1 protein-coding gene and 1 pseudogene are annotated in these 2,559 nt (G+C 39.2%); one reads left to right on the top strand and one right to left on the bottom strand.

Going from position 1 to position 2,559, the window contains the following annotated elements; genetic code table 11:
- Window positions 1–929 precede the first annotated feature (929 nt).
- On the top strand, window positions 930–1,211 hold the full coding sequence (locus H6G97_RS49650; RefSeq protein ID WP_190947598.1) for a hypothetical protein: 282 nt from the start codon (window positions 930–932) through the stop codon (window positions 1,209–1,211).
- A gap of 42 nt (window positions 1,212–1,253) precedes the next feature.
- Here the strand turns inward: H6G97_RS49650 and H6G97_RS49645 are convergent.
- Window positions 1,254–2,559 (bottom strand): annotated as a pseudogene (locus H6G97_RS49645) (hypothetical protein); the annotation flags it as partial.

Genomic DNA, 2,559 nt, shown 5'->3' with positions numbered 1-2,559 from the left:
TCTTTGCCAGCGGTGATCTCAAGGTTGGATTGAATCAAGTTGTAATTGCCGCAGCAGATGGAGCATTAGCTGCTACTCAAATCTGGCGAGATTTGCGCCGAGTCCTCAAAGCTAAACCTCAACTAAATATACCTCAAGAAACGCATAAGTAGGTCAGCAACCAGAGCAATGCGTTTCTGAACTGATAAGTACCATCGATTTTTGACAACCATTAGTTCCTATTCGCCCCTTCAACGCTGCGCCATTACCCCAAGCTGGCAATCGCAGGCTGTGGAGGGGCGGTTGTAACAAGGGCCAAGGAAGGCGATCGCTTAACATAGGCGCACTTTCACAAAAATACTCTATCGAGTTATTCACATCTATAGAGTATATAAATTTGCTACTATCACCTTTCATCAGTACTTAGTTTATACTTTGATAACTATTTATACCTCTGTACAAGTACTGCAAATCTTGCCGAAAGCGATCGCATGAAGCACTGCATGAGATCAATCACTCCTTACCCCCAGCTTGAAAAAGCGCTTTTTGGGTTCGCAGACTATTAGTGGCGGATTCTACCGTGCCTATAGTGATATTCAAAAATTAGTTTAGCTAGATAGTGCTGCTAAATCATGTTTTTGAAATTTTTAGCCACATCATAAAAATTAGAACAGCTAAAAAGCTTTAGCTGTTCTAGGATTAGTGTGTTCCTTTTTTGACAGCTTAATAGATGGTTATTATGATGTCCTCAGTTTGCAGAAGTATAAAATCCATCTATTTTAATACTGATGCCAAGCATAGCAATTAAAAACAGTAGTCAGATTTACTGGAAGCTGACAAATGCTTAAAAAATCAAAGCCTCATTTTGCCCCGACTTCTGCCCGAAACTTGATTTTTCGTCATGATTCCGATTACTGAATCGTTGTTCTAGTAAAATATTTTGGGAACAATTGTTCCCATTCATCTTTCTATCGCTGGCCATTACCCCAGGCGATAGGGGAAGCTTAAGCCTTCTCCAAAAGAGACGAAGACAGCTTCAGGCGATCGCAGATGTGGCGAACGGAACTCCAGGACAAGTCTACAATCTTATCTTCCGGCAATGGCAACCGGGAGTAGTAAAGGACTACTCTTCGCTAGAGGGTTTCTGGGGATGCGCTGTGGAAGGCGGGGGCTTTTATATGTTTAGTGGGGAGTATGTGGCGGTGGAGAGTTGGGATAGAGGAAAGCTATAGCTAAAAAGATATTATTAAAATAGTGAGTCAATTCAATCTTTTTCAATCACGTTTAAACTCCATTTGGGCGAAGTAGTCTTGCAGCAGTTTGTGAATAAAGCGATAGCGGCCACCGACACGCTGGAGAAATAGGCGCTCGGTGCAGTAGTCAAGGAAACGGGCGTAGTTCCAAGGGATGTAGCCGTTGCGGTAGAGAATAAGGCGTAGGGCAAAGTGTTTAATAACAGATGTTCCACTTCTAAGTATCTCCACTAATAATCCAAAAAATAACCCAAACATTAAGCTAGAAATTAAAGCTGACTTATTTAAACTATTATTTTCTTGAATTATTTGAATTAAAAAAATTAATATTGTAGAAGGTAAAAAATACAATACTGATAAATTAAAGGTATTTTTAACAGATTGCCAAATTCCTTGTTTAGGAATAGTTTTACTTCCTATTGCTAAATTATTAAATTTCCCTAATATCCCAAAAGTTAACTCATTTTTTAAGAGATGATGTAAACTTTTTCGAGTTTCAATTGCTTCGATTTTATCTCCAATTAACCCATTAATCAGTCCGATAATCAACCCCCAAATCAGCACGATAATCACTCCTGTCATCGTCCCAAAAATCAGTTGATTAATTAGCCCCCAAATCAACCCGATAAGTAGCCATTTCGTCATGGTTTTATGAGAAGCTTTCTCAGACTTAATTAAACCTGTGTTTGCAACTTTTTCCTCTATCATCTCACCAAATAAACCATTAATTAGCCCGACAATCAGACCAATAATCATCCCTCCATTAAGTCCCTGAAGCAAGCCTAAAAATCCGAAAATCACCCCTCCAGCCACCCCATAATTAATCTCCCTTCCAAGGACAGTAACCTCTCCAGTTACCCCTAACAGCCCCAAAATTACTCCTAACAGCCCCAAAATCAGCCCATTAATCAGCATTTGTATAACTCCCCAGACAATCAAATTATAAATAATTCTGGAAATTTTACTTTTTAACAAACTAGGCTGCATTTCTTCAATCAAAAATTCTGTTTTCGATTCTTTGAGCAGTTGCCCTGCTAGCCAAACGAGCCACATTCGCGTTTTCCTGGCATTAGGAGGTTTGCATTTCAAATATGCCCTACTATTAATATCTTGTGCTAACATACGTCCTATATAGGCATCTAGTAAATACTGATGACGCTCTGCTGTAGAAGTCAAAAGCTGCCATTTTTCAAGAGATATGTCTTGAAATACTATAGGACTAGTATTTGATTTCTGAAAAAGCTCCGTACATTTGAAGAGTCGCAAAATCAAAGTTAGTGTTTCGGAGAAACCACTCAAACATCCATTTGAGATGAGAGAACGAAGG

Source organism: Nostoc flagelliforme FACHB-838, assembly GCF_014698065.1.
Taxonomy (GTDB): domain Bacteria; phylum Cyanobacteriota; class Cyanobacteriia; order Cyanobacteriales; family Nostocaceae; genus Nostoc; species Nostoc flagelliforme_B.
Note: the sequence above shows the minus strand (reverse complement) of the source record. Positions and strands in the feature narration are given on the sequence as shown.